17 protein-coding genes and 2 pseudogenes are annotated in these 15,976 nt (G+C 70.6%); 6 read left to right on the forward strand and 13 right to left on the reverse strand.

All coding sequences use genetic code 11. The features are described from left to right. Nucleotides 1-200: 200 nt before the first annotated feature. Together HCJ94_RS07655 and HCJ94_RS07660 are read right to left on the reverse strand one after the other, a co-directional pair. Nucleotides 201-1,856 carry a sensor histidine kinase gene (locus tag HCJ94_RS07655; RefSeq protein WP_168000267.1) on the reverse strand — a complete coding sequence of 552 codons (1,656 nt, stop codon included), beginning with the start codon at nt 1,854-1,856 and terminating at the stop codon, nt 201-203. Further along, nucleotides 1,853-2,587 carry a response regulator transcription factor gene (locus tag HCJ94_RS07660; RefSeq protein WP_168000268.1) on the reverse strand — a complete coding sequence of 245 codons (735 nt, stop codon included), beginning with the start codon at nt 2,585-2,587 and terminating at the stop codon, nt 1,853-1,855. The genes HCJ94_RS07655 and HCJ94_RS07660 overlap by 4 nt, the downstream gene beginning before the upstream one ends. Before the next feature lie 179 nt (nt 2,588-2,766). On the opposite strand from HCJ94_RS07660, the gene HCJ94_RS07665 reads away from it, so the two are divergent. Genes HCJ94_RS07665 through HCJ94_RS07685 form a run of 5 tightly spaced genes read left to right on the forward strand, consistent with a single transcriptional unit; the run spans nt 2,767 to nt 6,794 of the window. Continuing rightward, nucleotides 2,767-2,934 carry a hypothetical protein gene (locus HCJ94_RS07665; RefSeq protein ID WP_168000269.1) on the forward strand — a complete coding sequence of 56 codons (168 nt, stop codon included), beginning with the start codon at nt 2,767-2,769 and terminating at the stop codon, nt 2,932-2,934. Then, a complete protein-coding gene (alr, locus tag HCJ94_RS07670) occupies nt 2,931-4,133 on the forward strand; it encodes an alanine racemase (protein ID WP_309227182.1) in 1,203 nt (400 codons plus the stop codon). The genes HCJ94_RS07665 and alr overlap by 4 nt, the downstream gene beginning before the upstream one ends. Next, entirely contained in the window at nt 4,133-5,161 is a 1,029-nt protein-coding gene (locus tag HCJ94_RS07675) for a D-alanine--D-alanine ligase family protein (protein ID WP_168000270.1), read from the forward strand. Before alr ends, HCJ94_RS07675 begins: the two co-directional genes overlap by 1 nt. After that, nucleotides 5,161-6,336 (forward strand): UDP-N-acetylglucosamine--N-acetylmuramyl-(pentapeptide) pyrophosphoryl-undecaprenol N-acetylglucosamine transferase, encoded by a 1,176-nt coding sequence (locus tag HCJ94_RS07680; protein WP_168000271.1) that lies wholly within the window; start codon nt 5,161-5,163, stop codon nt 6,334-6,336. Before HCJ94_RS07675 ends, HCJ94_RS07680 begins: the two co-directional genes overlap by 1 nt. Continuing rightward, nucleotides 6,333-6,794 (forward strand): M15 family metallopeptidase domain-containing protein, encoded by a 462-nt coding sequence (locus HCJ94_RS07685; protein WP_205800879.1) that lies wholly within the window; start codon nt 6,333-6,335, stop codon nt 6,792-6,794. Before HCJ94_RS07680 ends, HCJ94_RS07685 begins: the two co-directional genes overlap by 4 nt. A 217-nt stretch (nt 6,795-7,011) precedes the next feature. Here HCJ94_RS07685 and HCJ94_RS07690 read toward each other — a convergent pair whose 3' ends face one another. The 5 genes from HCJ94_RS07690 to HCJ94_RS07710 form a co-directional block, all read right to left on the reverse strand. Continuing rightward, on the reverse strand, nt 7,012-7,314 hold the full coding sequence (locus HCJ94_RS07690; protein WP_168000272.1) for a DUF4193 domain-containing protein: 303 nt from the start codon (nt 7,312-7,314) through the stop codon (nt 7,012-7,014). 209 nt (nt 7,315-7,523) lie between these two features. Next, nucleotides 7,524-8,654, reverse strand: coding sequence for an acyl-CoA dehydrogenase family protein (locus HCJ94_RS07695; RefSeq protein WP_168000273.1), 1,131 nt, complete (start codon nt 8,652-8,654; stop codon nt 7,524-7,526). Continuing rightward, complete coding sequence (locus tag HCJ94_RS07700; RefSeq protein ID WP_168000274.1) at nt 8,651-9,844, reverse strand: acyl-CoA dehydrogenase family protein; 1,194 nt, start codon at nt 9,842-9,844, stop codon at nt 8,651-8,653. The genes HCJ94_RS07695 and HCJ94_RS07700 overlap by 4 nt, the downstream gene beginning before the upstream one ends. A gap of 292 nt (nt 9,845-10,136) precedes the next feature. Beyond that, entirely contained in the window at nt 10,137-10,850 is a 714-nt protein-coding gene (locus HCJ94_RS07705) for a VOC family protein (protein WP_168000275.1), read from the reverse strand. A 136-nt stretch (nt 10,851-10,986) separates the two neighbouring features. Further along, nucleotides 10,987-11,328 (reverse strand): MmcQ/YjbR family DNA-binding protein, encoded by a 342-nt coding sequence (locus HCJ94_RS07710; RefSeq protein ID WP_168000276.1) that lies wholly within the window; start codon nt 11,326-11,328, stop codon nt 10,987-10,989. A gap of 507 nt (nt 11,329-11,835) precedes the next feature. Here HCJ94_RS07710 and HCJ94_RS07715 point away from each other — a divergent pair. After that, a complete protein-coding gene (locus HCJ94_RS07715) occupies nt 11,836-13,152 on the forward strand; it encodes an endonuclease/exonuclease/phosphatase family protein (protein WP_373684215.1) in 1,317 nt (438 codons plus the stop codon). Here the strand turns inward: HCJ94_RS07715 and HCJ94_RS31425 are convergent. The 6 genes and pseudogenes from HCJ94_RS31425 to HCJ94_RS07740 form a co-directional block, all read right to left on the reverse strand. Further along, nucleotides 13,039-13,371: pseudogene (locus HCJ94_RS31425) on the reverse strand (CU044_5270 family protein); the annotation flags it as partial. The gene HCJ94_RS07715 and the pseudogene HCJ94_RS31425 overlap by 114 nt on opposite strands. Nucleotides 13,372-13,443: 72 nt before the next feature. Then, nucleotides 13,444-13,824: a hypothetical protein gene (locus HCJ94_RS07720; RefSeq protein WP_168000278.1), complete on the reverse strand. Its 381-nt coding sequence runs from the start codon at nt 13,822-13,824 to the stop codon at nt 13,444-13,446. Beyond that, nucleotides 13,821-14,288, reverse strand: a complete 468-nt coding sequence (locus HCJ94_RS07725; protein ID WP_240944034.1) for an RNA polymerase sigma factor — start codon at nt 14,286-14,288, stop codon at nt 13,821-13,823. Before HCJ94_RS07725 ends, HCJ94_RS07720 begins: the two co-directional genes overlap by 4 nt. A gap of 350 nt (nt 14,289-14,638) precedes the next feature. Continuing rightward, complete coding sequence (locus HCJ94_RS07730) at nt 14,639-14,782, reverse strand: helix-turn-helix domain-containing protein (RefSeq protein ID WP_168000279.1); 144 nt, start codon at nt 14,780-14,782, stop codon at nt 14,639-14,641. Nucleotides 14,783-14,931: 149 nt separating this feature from the next. Further along, on the reverse strand, nt 14,932-15,114 hold the full coding sequence (locus HCJ94_RS07735; RefSeq protein WP_168000280.1) for a DUF397 domain-containing protein: 183 nt from the start codon (nt 15,112-15,114) through the stop codon (nt 14,932-14,934). Further along, nucleotides 15,111-15,907, reverse strand: a pseudogene (locus HCJ94_RS07740) (helix-turn-helix domain-containing protein). The gene HCJ94_RS07735 and the pseudogene HCJ94_RS07740 overlap by 4 nt, the downstream one beginning before the upstream one ends. Between the last annotated feature and the right edge of the window lie 69 nt (nt 15,908-15,976).

The following is a 15,976-nucleotide window of genomic DNA, read 5'->3' on the forward strand; positions in this document are numbered from 1 at the left end:
GCGCCCGGATCATGCATGATCCGGCTGACGAGGACCAGCCTCGATGATTCGCGCCTGACGCCGGTTCGCCTGGCCCGGCCGAGCGGGTCAGCCCGAGAGATCCTGATCGATTCGACACCGTCAGTTTCCCTTGCTGGAGAGGCACCAACCCGTGAAACCCCTACACCGCAACAAACGCCACCGAACCTAACAAAGCACTACTAGTCGGCGCGGGGAAGCGTGATGGTGAAGGTCGTCCCGACGCCGGCCTCACTCGCGACCGTGATGGTGCCCTGGTGATCGGTGACGATCTGCCGGGCGATCGCGAGGCCGAGGCCACTGCCCCCGGTACGGCGGCCGCGGGCGGCGTCGGCCCGCCAGAACCGGTCGAACACGTGCGGCAGCGCGTCCGCTGCGATTCCCGAGCCGGTGTCGACGACCTGGACGGTCGCCTGCGTGTCGGTGTGGCTCGCGACCAGCCGGACGCCGCCGCCCGCAGCGGTCGCCCGTAGCGCGTTGGTGACGAGATTGCCCACCACCTGGCGGAGCCGGTCGGGATCGGCGTGGACCGCGACCGGCTCGGCCGCCACGCGCAACGACACCCCGGCTGACTCCGCCCGGGCGTGGTGGGCGGTGCGGCAGGTCTCCAGGAGTTCGGCCAGATCCACCGTGACCCGGTGGTACGCCAGGTTGCCGGCCTCCGCCAGGGCCAGGTCCTGCAGGTCGTCGACGATGCGCTGTTGCAGCACCGCCTCTTCGAGCAGCGAGGCGAAGAGCTCCTGATCCGGCGTGATCACGCCGTCGGAGAGCGCCTCGAGATAGCCGCGCAGGTTGGCCAGCGGGGTGCGCAGTTCGTGTGCGACGTCGGCGACCAGCCGGCGCTGGCGCTCCTCCCCACGCTGCAAGGAGTCGGCCATCCGGTTGAACGACCGGGCCAACTCCGCCAGCTCGTCGTTGCCCCGCACTGGCACCCGTCCGGTGAGGTCGCCCCGGCCGAGCCGCTGAGCGGCCGCCGTGAGCGTGTCGATGGGGCGCAGCACCTGCCGGCTCAGCAGCACGGTGCCGATGATCGCGACCGTCGCAACGCCCGCTGCCGCGGCGAGCAGTGGACCGGCGGCCAACACGGACGCCGGATTGGCGCGAGCGCCGAGGTAGACCCGGGCGGGTGCCGGCGCGACGTCACTGATCTGGTAGGTGAATGCCTGGGCCAGGCAGGCATCCAGTAGTTGCTCCGTCGAGGTGCCACAGACCTGCACCGGGCCGGCCTCCGCCAGGTCCCGGCCCGGCTCGGCCGCCACGTAGGCGCAGCCGTCGACGATCTCGCCGACACCGGGGCGATCGCGCACGTCGGCCGCGCTCAGGTCGGCGTCGAACTGCGGAACGCCCGTGCGGGTGGGTGAGGCGACGACAGGGATGGATGCCCGTGTCAGGCAGGCCGCGAACCGCACGCCCGTGCGGTAGCCGGCGATCGCGGCGGCCACGCCCTTCTGCCGGGCCGCCGGCTCGGCCGGCAACGCGGCCAGGTTCAGTACCGGCCGCGGGTCGACGACCCCGACCATCGTGCCGAGCGGCCGGGCGGTCCGGTTCTCCTCGGTGTCCGTGTCCACGATCACCTGGCCCGTGTCGGCGACCAGATGGATCCGCTGACCGGTCTGGGCGCGCAGGTCCCGCACCAGGCCGGGCACACCCTCCCAGGTGCCGTGCAGGCTGCCGTACGTCTCGAGTCGGCTGACGACCTCGTCGAGTTGCGCCCGGTCGGTGGTGGCCGACTCGTTGATCTGTTGCGAGGCCTGCCGCAGGGTCAGCCACGCGGTCGCCGCGGTCGCGCTCACCGCGACGAGGATGACCAGCCAGAGCACCCGGAGCCGGAAACTCACCGGCTGGCTCCGGGCGTGCCCTCGGGCGTCGGCGGCGCCGCCGGCTCCGGTTCGGCGAGCCGGTAGCCGCGGCCGTAGACGGTCTGCACGTACCGCGGCTCGGCAACGTCGTCCTCGATCTTGCGGCGGAGGTTCATCACGTGCGCGTCGACGGTGCGTTCGAGCACGAAATGGTCGAATCCGAAGGCGCGGTCAATGATCTGCGCCCGGGTGAACGCCCGCCCGGGCTCGCCGGCGAGCACCTCGAGGATGCCGAACTCCTTGGCCGTCAGGGCGACCGGCCGGCCGCCGACGCGTACCTCGAACCGGCCGGCGTCCACCTCGAGGTCGCCGACGCGCAGCACCGCCCGGTTGTCGGCGCTCACCACCCGGGCCCGGCGCAGCAGCGCCCGCACCCGGGCGGCCAACTCCCGGGGGCTGTACGGCTTGGTGAGGTAGTCGTCGGCGCCGAGGTCCAGGCCCAGCAGGACGTCGTCCTCGGTGGTTCGGGCGGTCAGCAACAGGATCGGGATCTCCGATTCGGCGCGCAGGATCCGGCACACGTCGAGGCCGTTGACGACCGGCATCATCACGTCGAGGACCACCAGGTCCGGCCGGCGGGACCGGCACTGGTCCAGCGCGGCCCGCCCGTCGCCGACCAGCAGCACGCTGTGCCCCTCGCGTTCGAGATAGACCCGCACCAGGTTGGCCTGCTTGGGGTCGTCCTCGGCGACCAGGATCCGCGCGCTCATGATTCCCCATTCTGCCTGGTGGTGGCGGGGGTCAAGCAAACCCGAAACTCGTGAAGATCCGATGCGGGCGGCCTTCGGACGGCGGCGAGCGGGATATCCGCACAGCCGGCCCACGGCTTCTTCAAGGGTTCTTCACAACCGGCTGCCTACCGTTCCGGCGTGTCAGTCAGGAGCCGGACATGATCTTCGAGCCAGCACACCCGGGCCGCCGCGACGAGCGGCAGCGGCGGGCGGTCCGGCGGCGGATCCGGGAGACGCTCGCGGTGCGCCGGGCCACCGCTGTCGGCAGGCACGGGGCCGCCGAACCGACGGATGAACCGCCCGTCGAGTCCAGGACCGCCGGGTGACGCCGGGTACGCGCGGTCGGCGCGCGGGGACCGATGTGATCGACGAGAGCGCCCACCTGGCCGAGGCCGTGATCGATCTCGCGGCGATCGCGGAGAACATCCGGACGATCGCGGCGATCGCACGTACCGGACTGATGGCCGTGGTGAAGGCCGACGCGTTCGGGCACGGCGCGGTGCCGGTGGCGCGGACCGCGTTGGGGGCCGGCGCCGGATGGCTGGGTGTGACCTCGGCGACGGAGGCGGTGGCGCTGCGATCGGCGGGCATCGACGCACCCGTCCTGAGCTGGCTGCACCGGCCGGACGAGGACTTCACCCGCCTGATCGCCGCGGACATCGACATCGCGGTGTCGACCCTGACCCACCTGCGGGCGATCGCCGACGCGGCCACGGATCTCGGTGTGCCCGCCGCGGTCCACCTCAAGGCGGACGTCGGTCTGTCACGCAACGGCGCCAGCGGCGACGAATGGCCCGAGCTGGTCGCCTGGGCCCGCAAGCACGAGGCGGAGGGCACCGTCCGCGTACACGGGGTGTGGTCCCACCTGACCAACGCCGACGTGCCCGGCTGCCCGAGCATCGCGTGGCAGCTGTCAACGTTCCGGGAGGCGCTGCGGGTCGCCCGGGATGCCGGGCTCGACCCCGAAGTGGCGCATCTGGCCAATTCGGCGGCGACACTGGCCGCCCCGGAGACCCGGTTCGATCTCTGTCGGATCGGCCTGGCCATGTACGGCGTCGACCCCTTTGGCGCGACCGGTCCCCGCCGTTTCGGCCTGCGACCCGCCATGACCCTGCGGTCACGGGTGATCAACCTGAAGCGCGTGCCCGCCGGGACCGGCGTCTCGTACGGGCCCGACCACGTGACCGATCGGCCGACCACGCTCGCCCTGCTGCCGCTCGGGTACGCCGACGGTCTGTCGCGCACCGCCGAGGGCCGCGCGTGGGTCTGGCTCGCTGGTCGACGATGTCCGATCGTCGGCCGCATCGCCATGGACCAGTGCATCGTCGATGTCGGCGATCTACCGGTGGCGCTCGGCGATCCCGTGGTCGTCTTCGGTCCCGGCACCGAGCCGGGCTCGCCGGACCCGGCCGAGCCGACGGCCACCGAGTGGGCGCGGTGGACCGGCACCAATCCGCACGAAGTCTTGACCGGAATCGGCGCGCGAGTGGCGCGCGTACACCAACGCGGGGAAGCGGCGACATGATGACTGTTCGTCTGGCGGTGCTGTTCGGCGGGCGCAACGGGGAGCACGACGTCTCCCGGCGCTCGGCGGAGAGCATCCTGGCCCATCTCGACCGCGACACGTACGACGTGACCGAGGTGCTGATCGAGCGGGACGGCCAGTGGCGGGTGGACGGCGACCGGGCCACGTTCGCGCAGGCGCTGCGGATCCTGGGCGATCAGGACGTGGTCTTCCCGGCGCTGCACGGCCCGTACGGTGAGGACGGCACCGTCCAGTCGATGCTGGAGTGGCTCGGCGTCGCGTTCGTCGGAAACGGTGTCTTCGCCAGCGCCGCGGGGATGGACAAGCCGGTCACGAAGAAACTCCTCGCCGCCGACGGCCTGCGCGTGGCCGCCGGGGTGACGCTGCGCCCCGACGAGGAGCTGTCGTCGCGTGACCAGCAGCGACTGGGACTGCCCGTCTTCGTCAAACCGGCCCGGGCCGGCTCCAGCCTGGGGGTCTCCAAGGTCGAGCGGTGGGCCCAGCTGCCCGCCGCCCTGCGGCTCGCCCGGGAGAGCGACGCGAAGGTCCTCGTCGAGCGCGGGGTACGCGGGCGCGAGATCGACGTCGCCGTCCTCGAGCACCCCGACGGCCGCGTCGAGGCCGGGCCGCCGCTGGAGATCCGGGTGGCGAACGCCGCCTTCTTCGACTACGACGCCAAGTACGACGGCGGCGCCGACTTCCACATTCCGGCCCCACTCGACCCCGGCACCACCCGGCTGCTGCAGGACCGCGCGGTGCGGGCATTCCACGCGCTCGGCTGTCGTGGGCTGCTCCGCGTCGACTTCTTCCTGCCGGATCCGGACGCCGAGCAGGGCGACGGGTGGACCGGAGACTGCCGGGAGCCGGTGATCAACGAGGTCAACACCTTTCCCGGGTTCACCGCCGCCTCCCAGTACCCGCAGATCTGGCAGCGGGCCGGGATCGGCTTCTCGGCGCTGCTCGACATCCTGATCGAGGGCGCGCTGCAGCGGCGCGACGCCGTCTCCCCCTCTCCGGCGCCCTGCTGATGGCCGTCTACACCGCGGAACATCTCCGTGGTCTCCGCATGATCGTCACGGGCGGGGGAACGGGCGGACACACCTATCCGGCGCTGACCACGGTCCGTACGCTCCGCGACCGGCTGGCGGCAGCCGGCACCGCGCCGGACGTCCGTTGGGTGGGCGTCGCCCGCGGCCTGGAGGCCAGCATCGCCCGGCAGGAGGGCATTCCCTTCACGGCGATCACCACCGGCAAACTGCGCCGCTCGCCGAACCTGCACGAGTGGGGCCGCAACATCGCCGACGCCTTCCGCGTGCCGCTCGGCATCTTCCAGGCCATCATGATCGTGGTCCGCAGCCGGCCGGACGTGGTCTTCTCCACCGGCGGGTACGTCTCCGTCCCGATCGGGATCGCCGCCTGGATGACCGGCCGCCCGCTGGTCATGCACGAGCAGATCCTCACCCTCGGGCTGGCGAACCGGATCCTCGCCCACCTGGCCGACCGGGTCCTGCTGAGTCACGAGTCGTCCATCGACCATCTGCCCGCCCGGGCGAGAGCCCGCGCGGTGGTCACCGGCAACCCGGTCCGCCCCGAGATCCTCGGTGGCAACCGCGACCGGGCGCTGGCCGCGTACCACCTGGATCCCCACCTGCCGCTGGTGTACGTCACCGGCGGCGCCCAGGGTGCCGTCCAGGTCAACAACCTGATCGCCGACATCCTCCCCGGACTCCTGCCGAGATGTCAGGTGCTCCACCAGTGCGGTGACTTCTCCCTCGATCGCATGCGGCAGGTCGCCGACGCCCTCCCGGAACATCTGCGCGGCAGGTACCGGGTGGTCGACTACGTCCACGGCGAGCTACCTGACGTCCTGAACGCAGCGGACATCGTCGTCGCGCGCAGCGGCGCCGGCACCGTCGCCGAACTCACCGCCCTGGGCAAGGCATGCGTCTTCATCCCGCTCATCCCCACCGGAGGCGACGAACAGCGGCGGACCGCACGGCACCTCGCCGAGGCAGGTGCGTCCCGCATGCTCGCCGGCCCCGACGCCTCCGCCAACCGCCTCTATGAGGAGATCATGGTGCTGCTCGACCACCCGGGGCGACGCCGGGAGCTGGCCAACGCCGCCCGTCAACATGGCCGCCCCCACGCGGCCGCAGCCGTGGCCAGCGCGATCATCGACGCCGCCGGCCGGTGCCGGTCATGATCCTGCTGTCTGATCGGCGAGTTTCGGCCATCCCGGTGAGCGACAACGGGGAAGCCCTGGTCGACGTGCGCCAGGTTGCGGAACTTCGGGTTGACGATCGCCTGGCCGACGCCGCCGGGGCCTACGCCCACCTCCGTGAGGCAACGGTCCAGCGTTTGCTCGCCGCCCAGCGGACCCTGCCCCGAGGGCTGCGGCTGCTGATCATCGAGGGGTACCGGCCGCTCAGCCTGCAGACGACCTACTTCGAGAGCTACAAGGACGAACTGCGCCACAGGTACCCGGAGTGGGACTCGGCGCGCCGGCACGTGGAGGCCAACAAGTACATCTCGCCACCCGGACACGGTACGGGCCGGTGGATCTGCCGTGAAGCGCCTGTAGAAGATCGACCACCTCCCCCCAAGATCACTATTACTCGTCTTTCCGCAGGCGGTGCTATACGGTCAGCAGGTGAGAGTTGAGCGTCACTGGTGGAACGGGGACCGCAGTCCACGAGGGCGTCGCGACGTCTACATCCGCACGGACGGCCAGCGATGGGAAGTAGAGGCTCAGACCGGCGGCACGGCAGGCCGGTCGGAGCTCCACCCCTGTCCGAGTCGGGCGTCGGCAGAGATCCTCGCGGACGCATGGCGGTGTGGCCGCCCCGGTTGGCGGGAAGTGGTGGCCTGACAGCGGACGTCAGGAGCACTCCTGGCAGATCTCCCGGCCGTTCGACTGCACAGCGAGCTGACTGCGGTGGTGCACCAGGAAGCAGCGCGCACATCGAAACTCGTCCGGCTGCATCGGCACGACCGTCACGGTCAGTTCCTCGCCGGACAGGTCCGCGCCGGGCAACTCGAAGTTCTCCGCGGCCTCAGCCTCGTCGAGGTCGACCGCCGCTGACTGCGACGCCGCGCCGCGTGCCTTGAGTTCCTCCAGGCTGTCGTCCTCAACCTCGACGGCGGGTCGGCGCGGTTCGTCGTAATCCCTTGGCTTGCTCAACGTGACGCCTCTCCGGCTCGGTTCATGGATTCACGACGGCGGACCGCAGGGGGTCACGTCGTGACGCTCGAGAGAGCGCTGGAAGAGTAGCGCTTCCAGCGGGCTGTCGAGCCCGTGCGGACGCTCTCGGACTGATCTGTAGCCGGTGCGACCGCGACATACGCGGTATGGAACCGCTTGCCGTCAACGCGTTCGCCGTGCTCGACGAGCTACGACCGATCGCCCTGCCGGTTGGCCGGCGCGGAGCCCGGCGGCGGGAGGTCGACCAAGCCGGCCAGCCGGGCACGGTGCCCACCGGCGGTGCCCAGGGCGATCTGGTCGGCCTTCGCGCGCTTGAGGTAGAGGTGCACGGGGTGCTCCCAGGTCATGCCGATGCCGCCGTGAAGCTGGAGCGCCTCCTCGGCGGCCCGGACGGCGACGTCGCTGCAGTACGCCTGCGCGACGGCGGCGGCGATCTCCGCGTCGGGGTCACCGGCCGCCAGGGTGGCGGCGGCGTAACGGGCGGCCACGCTGGCCTGCTCGACATCGGTGAACAGGTCGGCCAGCCGGTGCTTGAGGGCCTGGAAGCCGCCGACGATCCGACCGAACTGCCGGCGTTCCTTCAGGTATGTGATGGTGGTGTCCAGGCACCACTGCGCGACACCGACCTGCTCGGAGGCGAGCAGGGCCGCCCCTGCGGCGAGTGCCCGCTGAACGGCGGGCTCCGCGTCGGCGAGGACCGGCTGGCCGGTCGCGCCGTCGAAGCGGACGTCGGTGAGCTGCCGGGTCATGTCGAGGGAGACCACCGGAGTCAGGGCGGCCTCCGTGGCGGGCACGGCGTACACCGAGACGCCGTCGCCGGTGCTGGCGGGCACGAGCAGCACGTGGGCCTCCAGGGCGCCCGCCACGCTGGTCACGGTGCCGGTCAGGCGTCCGTCCGCGTCGGCCCGTACCAGCGGCAGCGCGGACCCCGGCGCCGTCGACAGGGGTACGGCGAGGGCGGCGGTCCGCTCCCCTGAGGCGAGTGCCCGCAGCAGCTCACTGTCGCTGCCCAGCAGGACGGTGGTCGCGATCACGGCGCTGGTGAGGAACGGGACCGGAGCCACCGCGCGGCCGAGCTCCTCCAGGACGACGGCGGCCTCGCGGGCCGACGCTCCGGCGCCGCCCCGCTCCTCGCTCACCAGCAGGCCGGCCAGGCCCAGTTCGGTGGCCAGCGCCCCCCAGAGCCCACCGACGACCGAACGGTCGCCGTCGTACACGGCAGTCACCGCGGTCGGGTCACAGCGGTCGGTGAGCAGGTCGCGCACGGCGGAGCGCAGGTCGTCCTCGACATCGGTGGAGAGCAGGTTGACCTCGCTCACTTCTGGAGCTCCTTCCAGGGGATGTCCTTGTCGACGCGGGGTTCGGCGGGCAGCCCGAGGACCCGCTCGGCGACGATGGTGCGCAGGATCTCCGAGGTGCCGCCCTCGATGGAGTTGCCCTTGGCGCGCAGATACCGGTAGCCCGCGTCCCGCCCGGTGAAGTCGACCCGCTCGGGACGGACCATCGTCCAGTCGGAGTAGCGCAGGCCGTCCTCGCCGAGCAGCTCCAGTTCCAGGCCGGACAGCTGCTGGTTGAGCCGGGCGAAGGTCAGCTTCATCGTCGAGCCCGCCGGTCCCGGCTGGCCGAGCGCCAGCTTCTGCCGCAGCCGCTGGCCGGTGAGGCGGGCCACCTCCGCGTCCACCCACAGCCGCAGCAGCCGGTCGTGCAGCTCAGCGGTGCGGCGCTCGGGGTGCTCACGCCAGGTGCGCGCGACCACGCCCACCATGCCGCCCTCGCGGGGCGCGGCGGCGTCGCCGATCGCCACCCGCTCGTTGTTGAGGGTGGCGGTGGCTACCTTCCAGCCCTCCCCCTCCGCACCGAGCCGATGGGTGTCGGGAATCCGCACGTCGGTGAGGAACACCTCGTTGAACTCCGCCTCGCCGGTGATCTGCCGCAGCGGGCGCACGTCGACGCCCGGATCCGTCATGTCGCAGAGGAAGTAGGTCAGGCCGGCGTGCTTGGGCACGTCCGGGTTGGTGCGGGCGACCAGGATGGCGAACCGCGCATTGTGCGCGACCGAGGTCCATACCTTCTGGCCGTTGACCACCCAGGTCTCACCCTGACGCACGGCACGGGTGGCCACCGCGGCGAGGTCGGAGCCGGCGCCGGGCTCGCTGAACAGCTGGCACCACACCTCCTCACCGGTCCACAGGGGCCGGAGGAAGCGTCGCTTCTGCTCCTCGGTGCCGAACGCGAGAATCGTCGGCGCCGCCATGCCCAGCCCGATGCCGTTGACCTCCCGGTTGTTGTCCGGTGCGCCGGCGGACTCGAACAGCCGGTCCACCTCGGGCTGCAGCGCCCGCGGGAGGCCGAGGCCCCCGTGGCCCTCGGGGAAGAACACCCAGGCCAGCCCGGCGTCGTAGCGCGCGCGCAGGAACGCCGACCGCTCGGTCGTGGCGGGGTCGTGGGCGGCGAGGAAGTCGGCGATCCGACGGCGCAGTTCCTCACGCACCGTGCTGGGGTCAGACATGGCTGCTCCGCCCGTCAGGAGGTTACTAAGCGCTTGCTTAGAGACTTGAGGGAGTGTGCGACAGCGCGGCGGCCATCGTCAACAGGTCCGACCCCGGTGGCGGTCTCCGCAGGAGTACGCCCTGGCCGCCACCCGACGGATCTTGGGCACATCGCCGGGCATTGCATCAGCTGGAGCAGGGCCGCTACGGAACCTGCGAGGGCTGTCACGGCGACATCCCGATCGAACAGCTGGCGCACCCGCCGTCAGCCCAGGTCTGCACCGCACGCCGACCGGGCGGACGGGTGGGGGGCTACACGGTCCAGAGCAGGCAGAACGGCTTACCGGCCGGGTCGGCGTAGACCCGCCAGTTGTCGCCCTCGCCGGGAAGCCGCCGCGCGCCGATCGCCAGCGCGGCGCGCTCGCCCGCCTCGATGTCGTCGACCACGACGTCGAGGTGGAACTGCTGCGGATGCGCCGGATCCGGCCACTGCGGCGGCGTATAGGTCTCGACCTGCTGGAACAGGACCGGCCGCGCGCCCTCTTCGCCGATCATCGCCATGCCGTCGCCCTCGTAGGTGACCGGCTTGCCGAGCAGCTCGCTGTAGAACGCCGCGAGCTCCTTGGCGTCCGGACAGTCGAGCATGACACCCATCAGTGTGGTCCTCGGGTCGTCGGTCTTGAGGCACAGGTCGAAGGGGTGCCCGGCCGGGTCCGCGAGCGTGTGCCAGGTCTCGTTCTCCCGGAGCAGGGTCGCGCCCAGTGCGACCGCCCGCGCGGTGCCGTCGGCGAGGTCCGGCACGCGCAGGTCCAGGTGGGCCTGCTGCGGGTACGCCGGATCCGGCCAGCGCGGCGGCACGTGGTCGGGCGCGTGCTGGAGGCCGATGCGCCACCCGTCGTCGGTGGTCATCGTGATCCATTCGTCGTCCGCATAGCGCTGCGTCCACCCGGCCAGCCCGGCGTAGAAGGCGGACAGCCCCGAGATGTCGGGCGCGTCGATGACGACGGTCTTCAGTTCTCCGATCATGTCTACCCATCCTGCCCGGCCCCACCGACATCCTTTTTGATCGTTGCTCCAGCCAGGTGGCGCCGCGGACCGCCTGGCCCGCCGGCGGCCCGGTCAGCGGCTAACCGGTCTTGCCCGCACCGGTCGGCGGCCCGGTTCAGCCGCCCAGCCGCTGGCGGGCAAGGAACTTCGGCACAACCATCCGCCACGCCTCGCTCACCAGCTCGGTCATTCGGTCGTGGTCGAGGCGGTCGAGGTGGCAGCAGACCCACTGGAAGCGCAAGTCGGCCGCGCCGGGCAGGAAGAACAGCTCCGGCTCCGTGGCGACCAGGGCGGCGCGTTCCTCCCTGGGAAAGCCGAAGCCCATCGTCATCTCGTCGCGGGAGAACGCGACGTAGACGATCGCGCCGACCCGGAACTTCACCCGGTCGCGGATCAGGTGCTCGGTGGTGCGGGGCAGGGTGAGCGCCAGCGCCCGCACGTCGGCGACGGTGACCATGCGTCCGACCGTAGCGGCGCCATGCGACAGGCCGGGCGATTTGCCTGGACCGCGCCGGCCAGCGATGCCGAACAGCGCGCCCAGCAGATGCGTCTTGGATGGCCGCCTCGGCACCGCCGGCGGTGGCCTGCGTCGCCGTGCCGGCCGTCACATCCACGATCTTCTGCAGGCGCCTCGATCGGCCGTCACCGGCCCTGACCAGGGGCCCGCTGCTCGCCTGCCGACTGCAGCCGGCACCCTGTCCGATCTGGGTAACCGCCCGAACGGTGGTACCCGGGGCAGACGCCGCGGCACTACCGTACGGGACCCGCGATGTGGATCCTCGACGGAGAGGCCCAGGCCATGAACGGAACGGCTCGCCTACATCGTCTGGCCAGGCTGGTCACCGTGGCCGCTCTGGTCGCGGGCACCGTCGGGCTGGCGGCTCCGCCGGCGTCCGCCCAGACGGGCGCCAAGATCACCGTGATGACCCGCAACGTCTACCTCGGCGGCGATCTCACCCCGTCGATGACCGCGCCGAACCTGCCGGCGTTCCTGGCCGCGAACGCGGCCCTGCTCAGCCACGTGGATCTGGTCAACTTCCCGGCTCGGGCGAAGCTGATCGCGAAGGAGATCCGCGAGCACAAGCCCGATGTGGTCGGCCTGCAGGAGGTGGCGCTCTGGCGCACCGAGGCGTTCCTCGACCCGGCGGCGGCCACCACGGTCCGGTACGACTACCTCGCGCTGCTGATGCGGGAGTTGGCCACCTCCGGCCATCCGTACGACGTGGCGGTGGTGCAGGAGCAGGCGGACCTGGAAGCCCCGGCAGGGGCACCGCACAACGTGGACGCTCGGCTCACCATGCGCGATGTCATCCTGGTCCGGCACGGCGGCCGGGTAAAGGTGACCGGAACGTCGTCGGGCAACTTCGCCGAGAACATGGCGATCGCACTTCCGGCCCCCCTCCCCACCGTGACGAGCACCCGGGGTTGGACGGCGGTCGACGTGGTCCACGGCCGACAGACCTTCCGGGTGGTGAACACCCACCTGGAGGCGTTCCACCCGGTGGTGCGCGTGCGGCAGGCCGAGGAGTTGCTGGCCGGCCCGCTGAAGCACACCGGGCGCGTCATCCTCGTCGGGGATCTCAACACCGGGCCCGAACTGCCCGTGCCGGCCAACCGGGCGGCGTACTTCACCCTGGTGGCCGGCGGCATGGTCGACACCTGGCCCGTCCTGCATCCCGGCGAGCCGGGATACACCTCCGGCCTGGGCGACGACCTGATCCAACCGGCCGACGACGTCGAGCACCGGATCGACATGGTGATGGTCCGTGGCGCCGTCGTCCCGGTGGCGAGTGAGGTCTTCGGCACGGCCACTACCCGGTCGCTACCCACAGCACGTCCGGCACTGGATCCGGCTACACCCTCGTCGACACTTTCAACCAGGGCGGCTCGTCCATCGGCGGCGGCACCAGCCCGTATCAGTACTTCCCGTAAGAGGTCTGATGTGAGCAGGGGGTGGCCCTCGCCCCGGCGGCCACCCCCTGCTCGCTGTCAATCCTGCGATTGCCGCCTACGACGTCTGGCCGACGCGGTCGACGACGATCACACCGAGAATTACCTCGCGCCGAGATTGCTGAACAGCGTTGTCAGCCTTCGGCACCACCTGCCAGCCAAGGAACCGATAGGTCTTCGGCTCGAAGATCAGGTCATACCGGTCGATGTCACCTGCGAGGGACACCCCGATGCCGGAACGGCCCGCGGCATCCGTCATGGCGGAAGAGGCGACCACTCCCGGGATCTTCGTCGCCGCCTCATACAGCGCCGCTCTCGACTGTGCCGGTAGATACCCCTGACGGATCAACACTCCAACGTTGGCGAACGTCTCCTCGTCGCTTGCCGTGGCACCGCCGCTCATCCCTCGCAGGTAGTTCAGCATCTCCGTAGCATCGGTCGGCAAGCCCTTGAGGTAAGCCGGCGCCAGCGTGCACGGCCGGGTGGAACTCTGCAGACTACCGTCCGGCGCCCACTCTGCGGCCCGCCCGTTCCGGCAACCGGGAATCACCGTCGACTGCCGACCTCCGGCCGGTGGATCACTAACCCAGATCAGGCCATCCTGAGTGCCATCGACCGACAGTCACGACCGCGTGAGAGTCGTCGCGGGCTCACCCTGCCTGCCGACAGGGGCAAAGGCCTTCGTCGTAGTCAGAATGAACTGGTCGGCACGTGGGGCCGGAGACGAGTCGGCCCGAGCGGTGTCAGCGGCCCGGTGGAGAATCTCCGCTGCCTGAGCACTGGCAGCTGGCGGTTCCCCGTCGATGCTGACCACCGAGCCGACAAGCAGCGCGAGGACACCGATCGAGGCGGCAGCACCAACCGTGGCGAGCTTCCAGAACCGCGTCCGCGCCGACCGCGTAGATCCATCAATCATCCGGTTCACCTTGCTTCGCAGGTGCGGTGGCGGCTTCACCGGCACGAGCAACGTCCTGACCTGGTCGATCATCTGCTGGTCGTTCACATCGTCTCCTCTACCACCCGCGTCGGGTCGTCACCGCCGAGCGCGCTACTGACTTTGCGGCGAGCACGGTTGAGCCGTGACCGCACAGTTCCCACGGGAATGCCGATCGCCTGGGCGGTCTCCTCGTAGCTCAGTCCACCCCACGCGATGAGCAACAGCACATCGCGGTCCCTGGCCGGCAGGTCGGACAAGGCCCGGGACAGCGGCAACCGCAGCGCGAGTGCCGCCGCTGTCGCGACCGCCTGTTCCGCCGAATCAGGCGAAACGTCGGGCAGGCCGGACCGGGCCACAGCCCGGTAGTGCGCCCTTTCCCGCCGCCGATAATGCGAGATCTCCTTGGTCAGGATCCCGAACAACCACGGTCGCGCGTCCGGCCGAGACACGTCATAGCGGTGCCGGCGGCGGAAGGCGACCAAGAACGTCTCCGACCACGTCGTCCGCGACGTCCGCGCCAACCCGGCCATGTGCGTACCGGTACAGGGACTCCGCATGCCGATCGTAGAGAACCGTAAACAAGGCATGATCGGTCAGTGAGGCCTGCACATATCAGGCGTCCGATTCCTGCTCGACGACGAGCCGCCGGTCAACCAGCATGTACGGCACACCTTCTAGCTCGCCCCACCTTGCAGACCCCCTCCAGACCTACCGGCTCTCACCCATATATCGCCACCCAGCCGCCTTCGAGTTCACGGATCAAAAATCGCAATCCATGCCGATCGCCGCCGCGTGGGCCGTGTGCAGCCCGGACGGTCGCTGCCAGCCGCGCGAGGCCGCCAGCGCCGGCCACGATGCGAACCCCGGCAGTGCGCCGCCATCAGCACTGCGGCGGGGGCCCGAACTCCCGGCCGGGACGGACCGCGTCGATCAGGCCGGCGGTCCGGAGGCGGTCCAGGCGGTGGCGAACCGTGCCGACCAGCGCACCGGTGGCCCGGGCCAGATAGTCGGTCGTCAGCACCACGTCAACTCCAGTGCGAACTCGGCGCTGCGCGCGACACGCCACGCCCGCCGCGCGGCCAACCGCCGCGCCTGCGCCCCATCATCAGAGACGGGCCATAGACGCGAAGGCCCGGCTCCCTACTCGGGGGCCGGGCCTTCTTGCATTTCGGGTTAGTGGGTCTTGGCGAAGTTGACGAACGCTTGCCAGACCTTGGGGTTGAACTGGAGCGTGCCGCCATCCCGGTCCTTGGTGTCGCGCACGAGCACGACGTCGGGCAGGTTGTCGGCCACCTCTACGCACGACCCGCCGTTGGTGCCGGAGCGAGTCGACTTGTGCCATCTGGCCCCGCTCATGTCCATGTCTGTGCCGCTTCCTTGAGAAGTTCGAGGGACTGCCTACGAGGGAGGGCTTCTCCTCTGACTGCCTCCCACGTCCGCTGGAGGGTAGCAAGGTCATCGGTTGCGTTCACTACCTGTGCTCGTACCTGGTGGTCGAGGTGTGCAACCACCGAGCCGTCGCCCAGGGTGGCCAGGATGAAGCTTCCCTGCAAGCCAGGGTAGACCCCTGCGTCCTCAGTGACTACGAGTATTTGGACGTGCGGCAGCTCTGCCATCTTGACGAGGTGCTCGACTTGCTCCCGCATGACGCCGGGGTGGCCGTTGATCTGCCGGCGCAGCACCATCACGTCGAGCACCGCCACCAGCGGCACGGGGGCCGCCCGGGTGAGGATGTCCTGCCGGCCGAGCCGGGACGCCACACGCTGCTCGACGTCGTCGGGTGAAGCAGCCCGGTCGCGAACATCGCTCGCGCGTACGCCTCGGTCTGGAGTACGCCGGGAACGAACGCCGGCTCATACCAGCGCAGCAGGGTGGCGTCGCGCTCCAGCTCGATCCATTCCCGCAGCCAGGCGGGTGCCTGGTCCAGCTTCGACAGCTCCCGCAACATGCGGGCGAATCGCTCTGCGGTGTCGTGCGTCCGGTCGATGGCCTCCATGTAGTCCCTGGTGGGCGGCCGACCGCCGGTCTCCACGGAGCTGACGTGCGACCCGGAGTAACCGATCCGCCGGCCGAATTCGTCCTGGCTCAGCCCGAGCTGGGCTCGGAACAGCCGCAGTTCTTCACGCACGTACTCGATGGCGGTCCCCATCTATCGCTCACCCCTGCCCAGTTCTGCCCACGTGTCTCCCATGCCTGCCCACCTGGCCGCCGACCTGCC

It is taken from the genome of Micromonospora thermarum (assembly GCF_012034245.1).
Taxonomy (GTDB): Bacteria; Actinomycetota; Actinomycetes; order Mycobacteriales; family Micromonosporaceae; genus Micromonospora; species Micromonospora thermarum.